The organism is Streptomyces sp. PA03-6a (assembly GCF_033792765.1).
Classification (GTDB): domain Bacteria; phylum Actinomycetota; class Actinomycetes; order Streptomycetales; family Streptomycetaceae; genus Actinacidiphila.
This window is the reverse complement of record NZ_JARAVK010000364.1, coordinates 1-6,855: the sequence shown is the minus strand read 5'-3', so window position 1 is coordinate 6,855 and position 6,855 is coordinate 1. Positions and strand designations below refer to the sequence as shown.

At 72.1% G+C, this 6,855-nt stretch carries 5 protein-coding genes; all 5 read right to left on the bottom strand.

Annotation, left to right across the window (positions count from 1 at the left end; translation table 11 throughout):
• On the bottom strand, positions 1-581 hold a 581-nt coding region (locus PV350_RS43020; RefSeq protein WP_500338830.1), incomplete at its 3' end, for a TerD family protein.
• A gap of 20 nt (positions 582-601) precedes the next feature.
• Entirely contained in the window at positions 602-1,180 is a 579-nt protein-coding gene (locus PV350_RS43015) for a TerD family protein (protein ID WP_499511249.1), read from the bottom strand.
• Between the two features lie 109 nt (positions 1,181-1,289).
• Positions 1,290-3,386, bottom strand: coding sequence for an excinuclease ABC subunit UvrB (uvrB, locus tag PV350_RS43010; protein WP_499511250.1), 2,097 nt, complete (start codon positions 3,384-3,386; stop codon positions 1,290-1,292).
• Positions 3,387-3,389: 3 nt separating this feature from the next.
• Positions 3,390-4,592: an acyltransferase family protein gene (locus PV350_RS43005; protein ID WP_500338829.1), complete on the bottom strand. Its 1,203-nt coding sequence runs from the start codon at positions 4,590-4,592 to the stop codon at positions 3,390-3,392.
• On the bottom strand, positions 4,589-6,763 hold the full coding sequence (locus PV350_RS43000; RefSeq protein WP_499511252.1) for a bifunctional polysaccharide deacetylase/glycosyltransferase family 2 protein: 2,175 nt from the start codon (positions 6,761-6,763) through the stop codon (positions 4,589-4,591). Before PV350_RS43000 ends, PV350_RS43005 begins: the two co-directional genes overlap by 4 nt.
• Positions 6,764-6,855: the final 92 nt, after the last annotated feature.

Here is a 6,855-nt window from a genome sequence, read left to right as displayed (position 1 = left end):
GTGGAGGGTGCGGTGGGCACCGTGCGCGCGGGGCGTACGGCGTCCGCCACGCGCGCGGCCACCGCGTCCGCCTCGGGGCGGCCCAGCCCTTGGTCGCGCAGCAGCTCCGCCAGCCCGCCGCCGTACCCCTGGCCGAGCGCCCGCACCTTCCAGGCGCCCTGGCGGCGGTAGAGCTCCAGGGCGACGATCGCGGCCTCGGCGCCGAGCCCGGTGACGGTGAAGCTCACGACTGGCGCCCCGTCGGCGCCGGCGACGGTCAGATGGGGCGCGGGGCAGGCCCCGAAGCGGGTCGGTGCCCCCGCGACCGGTGGCAGCGCCAGCAGGACGTGGACGCGCTCCACGTCCGCCGGCACGGCCGCCAGGTCGGCGGTGACGCGCTGCTCGGCGGCGAGGCCCGCGGGCACCTCGATGCCCGGCAGCCGCGGCGCCCCGGGGTGGGCGACGGACCCGGGGCCGCTCACGTGCCCCTGCCCGTCACCCAGCGAGACGGCGGCCACCACCGGGGTACCGGCCGACACCCGTACCTCCAGCGAGGTGCCGGGAAGCGGATGGTTCTGCCCGTGGACCAGCTCGATGGTCATGCCCGCGCCCCCCTGTGCGGTCAGAGCGCCGGCAGGATCGCCGGCATGAGGTCCTGGAACGTGCGGCCGTTGGCCGGGGAGCCGATCGCGGTCATCGACCAGCCGTCACCGTTGCGCTGCACCTTCGCCATGATCTGCGCGGTGTAGCCACCGCCTCCGGTCAGGGTGTAGCGGGCGAGTTCCTGCCCGTTGGTCTCGTCGACCAGGCGGCAGAAGGCGTTCTGCACCTCCTGGAAGGTCTGCCCGGTGAAGGAGTTGACGGTGAAGACGATCTGGTCGATGTGCACCGGCACCCGCTGCAGGTCGACCAGGATCGACTCGTCGTCGCCGCCCTGTCCGGCACCGCCGACGAGGTTGTCGCCGGTGTGCCGGACCGAGCCGTCGTCGCTGACGAGGTGACGGAAGAACACCACGTCCACGGGCTGCTTGTCGGCGAACAGGACCGCGGAGGCGTCGAGGTCGATCTCCCGGGTACGGGAACCGAAGAGACCGCGACGCGGGGCGGCCTGCCAGCCGAGCCCCATGCGGACCGACGAAAGCGTCCCCCCGTCCGACTTCTGCAGGCTGATCTTCTGACCCTTGGTCATGTTGACCGTCACGCGCTGTCCCCTCTCAACCGTTTTGCCGTCGTGCGGTTGCTCCGCACCCTATGGGGAGACGCACGGGTAGGTCACCGTGGTTCGGCAAGAGATTCGACAGCCGGTACGGTCAGGCCACGCCGGCCTCCCGCATCTGCCGCAGTTCCTTCTTCAACTCGCCCACCTCGTCGCGCAGCCGGGCCGCGACCTCGAACTGGAGATCCGCGGCGGCGGCGTGCATCTGGTCGGTCAGCTCACCGATGAGCTCCGCCAGTTCGGCCGCGGGAAGGCTCTTGGCGGCCCGCTTCTCCCCCGCCTTGGCGGACAGGCCCGGCACCGGCGCCTTGCCGCGCGAACGCTGGCGGCCGGAGCCCAGCAGCTCCTCGGTGTCGGCGTCCTCGCGGGCGAAGGAGTCCAGGATGCCGGCGATCTTCTTCCGCAGCGGCTGCGGGTCGATGCCCCTCTCCTCGTTGTACGCGATCTGCTTGGCCCGGCGCCGGTTGGTCTCCTCGATGGCCTTCTCCATCGCCGGGGTGATCTTGTCGGCGTACATGTGGACCTGGCCGGAGACGTTGCGCGCCGCGCGGCCGATGGTCTGGATCAGGGAGGTACCCGAGCGCAGGAAGCCCTCCTTGTCGGCGTCGAGGATGGCGACCAGCGACACCTCTGGCAGGTCCAGGCCCTCGCGGAGCAGGTTGATGCCGACCAGGACGTCGAACTCGCCGGCCCGCAGGTCGCGCAGCAGCTCGACCCGGCGCAGGGTGTCGATGTCGCTGTGCAGGTACCGTACCTGGATGCCGAGTTCCAGCATGTAGTCGGTGAGGTCCTCGGACATCTTCTTGGTGAGAGTGGTGACCAGGACGCGCTCGTCGCGCTCGGCGCGCAGCCGGATCTCGTGCACCAGGTCGTCGATCTGCCCCTTGGTGGGCTTGACGATGACCTCGGGGTCGACCAGGCCGGTCGGGCGGATGATCTGCTCGACGACGCCGTCGCCGCGGGAGAGCTCGTACTTGCCCGGGGTGGCCGACAGGTAGACGGTCTGCCCGACGCGCCCCAGGAACTCCTCCCACTTCAGCGGGCGGTTGTCGAGGGCGGAGGGCAGGCGGAAGCCGTGGTCGACCAGGGTGCGCTTGCGGGAGGCGTCGCCCTCGTACATGGCACCGATCTGCGGCACGGTGACGTGCGACTCGTCGATGACGAGGAGGAAGTCCTCGGGGAAGTAGTCGATGAGGGTGTCGGGGGCGGAACCCGCCTCGCGGCCGTCGATGTGCCGCGAGTAGTTCTCGATGCCGGAGCAGGTGCCGATCTGCCGCATCATCTCGATGTCGTACGTGGTGCGCATCCGCAGCCGCTGGGCCTCCAGCAGCTTGCCCTGCTTCTCCATGACCGCGAGCTGCTCGCCGAGCTCCTTCTCGATGCCGGCGATGGCGCGCTCCATGCGCTCGGGGCCGGCGACGTAGTGGGTGGCGGGGAAGACGTACAGCTGCTGGTCGTCGGTGATGATCTCGCCGGTGAGCGGGTGCAGCGTGTACAGGGCCTCGATCTCGTCGCCGAACATCTCGATGCGGACGGCGAGCTCCTCGTAGACCGGGAAGATCTCGATGGTGTCGCCGCGCACCCGGAAGGTGCCGCGGGTGAACGCCACGTCGTTGCGCGCGTACTGGATGTCGACGAACTTGCGCAGCAGCGCGTCCCGGTCGATCTCCTGGCCGACCTTGAGCCGCACCATGCGGTCGATGTACTCCTGGGGGGTGCCCAGGCCGTAGATGCAGGACACCGAGGCGACCACGACCACGTCGCGGCGGGTCAGCAGCGAGTTGGTGGTGGAGTGGCGCAGCCGCTCGACCTCCTCGTTGATCGAGGAGTCCTTCTCGATGTAGGTGTCCGTCTGCGGGACGTAGGCCTCGGGCTGGTAGTAGTCGTAGTACGACACGAAGTACTCGACCGCGTTGTTCGGCAGCAGCTCGCGGAACTCGTTCGCCAGCTGGGCGGCCAGGGTCTTGTTGGGCGCCATGACCAGGGTCGGGCGCTGCAGCCGCTCGATCATCCACGCCGTGGTCGCCGACTTGCCCGTGCCCGTCGCGCCGAGCAGGACGACGTCGTTCTCGCCCGCGCGGATGCGCCGCTCGAGGTCGTTGATGGCGGTCGGCTGGTCGCCGCTGGGCTGGAAGGGGCTGACGACCTCGAAGGGCGCCACACTGCGTTCGATGTCTGATACGGGCCGCATGGGTCAACGGTACGACCCCCCACCGACAACCGGTCCCGACCGGCCCGGGTCAGGCAGGAGCCGGGGCCGGCGCCCCGCGGCGAGGTCCTCCACCCGGCCCAGGAGCAGCACCGCCACCGCGATCAGCACCCAGGCCACCGCGAACTGGAACCAGGTGCTGTCCAGCGGCAGGGACAGCTCGAGGAGCCTGACCCGCCACATCAGGTCGATCAGGGGGACGCTGAGCATGAGGGCGACCTCGTGCCACAGGTAGACCGTCACGGCCCGCGCGCTGACGATCCGCGCCGCCCGGTCCAGCGTCCGGAGCCGCCCGGCCGGGCCGGCGCCCGGCCGGAAGCGCAGCAGGAGCAGGACGAAACCGGCCGACCACAGGGCCTGGGCGAGCGGGATCTCGTTGAGGTCGTACGAGCCGTCCGCACGGTGGGACCAGGCCCACCAGCCGCCGATCGCCATGCCGACGGCGGCCAGGACCGGCGCCAGGCCCGCCCGCGCGCGGTCCAGCAGTCCGTCGTGGTGGGCGAAGCCGAGCAGCCAGCAGGTGAGGAAGGTCGCCAGATCGGTGACGGCGCTGCCGGCCCCGCCCTCCGGCGGGCTCCGGAGCGTCTGCAGGAGCACGACCGGGGCGAGGGAGGCGACGAGCACGGCGGTGGGTGACCGCCGGAACACGCGCAGCAGCAGCGGCGAGAGCAGGACGAACCACAGGTAGGCACGCACGTACCACAGCACCCCCGTGGCCTGTTCGGCCCAGGCGCTGCCCGGCGGGTCCGCCAGCGGCACCACCCACCACAGCAGCCGCGCCCACCAGCGCCCCGCGTGGTGCTCGGCGGGCGACCAGCCGTGGAGCAGCATCGCCGGGACCAGGACGGCGCCGAGGCACCACAGCGGCGGCAGGAGTCTGCGCAGCCGCCGCCGCACCACCGGCAGCGCGGGCCGCTTCTCCAGCGACCGCGCCATGAACGAGCCCGCGAGGGCGAACATCACGCCGAGGGAGGGGAAGACCAGGCTCAGCCACGCCCAGCCGAACGTGTGGTACGTCACGACGCGGACGAGCGCCAGGGCGCGCAGCAGGTCCAGGTACCGGTCGCGGGCGCCCGGGGCCGTGGTGGCGGCAGCGGTGGCGGCAACCGCCCGCGCGCCGCGGCGGGCGGCGTGCCGGCCGGAGGTCCCGGGCCGGGGCAGGGGCAGGGAGGCGCCGGACGCGGTCACCGGGCGGCTCCCGCGGACGCCCGCGGGGAGTTGACCTCGCCGGTGCGCTCGAGCTTCTGCCAGCGCAGCCGGCCTCCGGTCATGGCCGTGACGCAGGAGTGGATCAGGACGAGGTACATCAGCTGCCGGTAGACGATCTGCTGCAGCGGCAGCATCAGCAGGTGGCGGTAGTGCTCGCGGTCCAGGCGGAAGGCGTAGGCCGCGCACAGCAGCTGCACGGACATCAGCGCGGCCCAGGCGAGGAGCGACCTGACCGGGGCGACGAAGACGGCGCCGTAGACGGTCAGGAGGTCGATCAGCGGCGCGAAGAGGGGCGTGACGATCTGGAAGAGCACGACCAGCGGCATGCCGACCCGGCCGAAGCGTCCCGAGGGCCCGCGGTCCACCAGGGAGCGCCGGTGCTTCCACAGCGCCTGCATGGTGCCGTAGCTCCAGCGGTACCGCTGCCGCCACAACTGGCCGATGCTGCCCGGTGCCTCGGTCCAGGCGCGGGCGTGCTCGGCGTACACCACGCGCCATCCCGCGCGGTGCAGCGCGATGGTGACGTCGGTGTCCTCGGCGAGGGTGTCCCCGCTCATGCCCCCGGCCTCGAGCAGCGCGGCGCGGCGGAAGCCGCCGACGGCGCCCGGGACGGTGGGCATGCAGCCGAGCAGGTCGTACATGCGCCGGTCGAGGTTGAAGCCCATCACGTACTCGATGTGCTGCCAGGCCCCGATCACCGTGCCGCGGTTGCCGACCTTGGCGTTGCCCGCGACGGCGCCGACCCGCGGATCGGCGAAGGGCTGCACGAGCCGGTGCACGGTGCCGGGCTCGAAGACGGTGTCGCCGTCCATCATCACGACGAGGTCGTGACGGGCGTGCTCCAGGCCGCGGTTGAGCGCGGCGGGCTTGCCCGCGTTCTCCTGGCGCACGACGCGCACCTGGGGCAGGCCCATCGACTCGACGATGCCGGCGGTGCCGTCGGTCGAGCCGTCGTCCACGACGACGATCTCCACCGGGTGGGTGCTCGCCGCGAGCGAGCCGACGGTGTTGGCGATGCACTCCTTCTCGTTGTAGGCGGGCACGATGACGCTGACCGGTTCGGTGACCGCGGGCCCCCAGCTGAAGCGGCGGCGGCCGCGGATCCTGGCGTGGCGGCGGGCGAGGACGAGCATCAGGGCGAAGCGGGCCAGGACGGCGACGCCGACCACGACGAGCAGCCAGAACAGGACGGGCATGGTGAACTCGGCCAGCGCCACGACCCCGATCAGGGCGCGCCCCTGCCACAACTCGGCGCCGCTCGCCCGGTGGTTGGCGGTCGTGGCGCCCAGGCTCGCGGTCAGCGTCGTGAAGGTGTAGCCCTTCGCCTTCATGGTGTCGATGTACGTGCCGAGCGCCTCCACGGTCTGGGAGCGGTCGCCGCCGGCGTCGTGGAAGAGGACGGAGGCGCCCTTGCCGCCCCTGGGGGTGGCGTCGCGGACGATGGCGGCGGCACCGGGGCGCCGCCAGTCCTCGCTGTCGGTGTCGACGAAGGCGCTGATGTAGCCCTTGGTGCCGAGGTAGCGGTAGACGGGCCACGTGGTGTCGTCGACGGCGTCGGGCTCGGAGGAGTACGGGGCACGGAAGAGCGAGGTCGTGATGCCCGCGGCGCCCGCGAGCGCCAGCTGGGTCTGGGCGAGTTCCCGGTCGATCCTGGCCCTGTCCTGGTACGCGAGGTCGACGTGGGAGAAGGTGTGGACGCCGATCTCGCCGCCGGAGTCGACGATGTCGCGGATGAGCGCGGGGTACCGGGCGGCCATCTGGCCGACGACGAAGAAGGTGCCCGGCACGTCGTGCTCGCGCAGCACCGCGAGCACCTTCGCGGTCCACCGGGGGTCCGGGCCGTCGTCGAAGGTGAGCGCGATCGTCCGGGGCGGCAGGGTGTGGCTGACGGGCTCGCCGTCGGCGCCGAAGGTCAGCACGGGGCCGCCCTCGAGGACGGAGGCGGGCACCTGGCTCGCGCTCCCGGACTCGTGCACGCGGCTGTCGTTGCCGATCTCCGAGTGCAGGTAGCCGTCCAGCAGCATCACGCACACGAGCGCGAACAGCCCCAGCACGGCCATGACCACGCGAGGTCTGGGCACGGCCTGCCGGCCTGCCGACGCCACCTTGGTGATCGCACCGGGTGCCGCGTGCCGGGCCGTCCGCGCCATGGCCGCTCAGTCGTCCCAGCCGTCGCCGGGCACCGGGTCGCCGCCGGCGTCGCCCGGGGGGAAGGCGGGGGTGTCCGGCGACGGGTGGGACG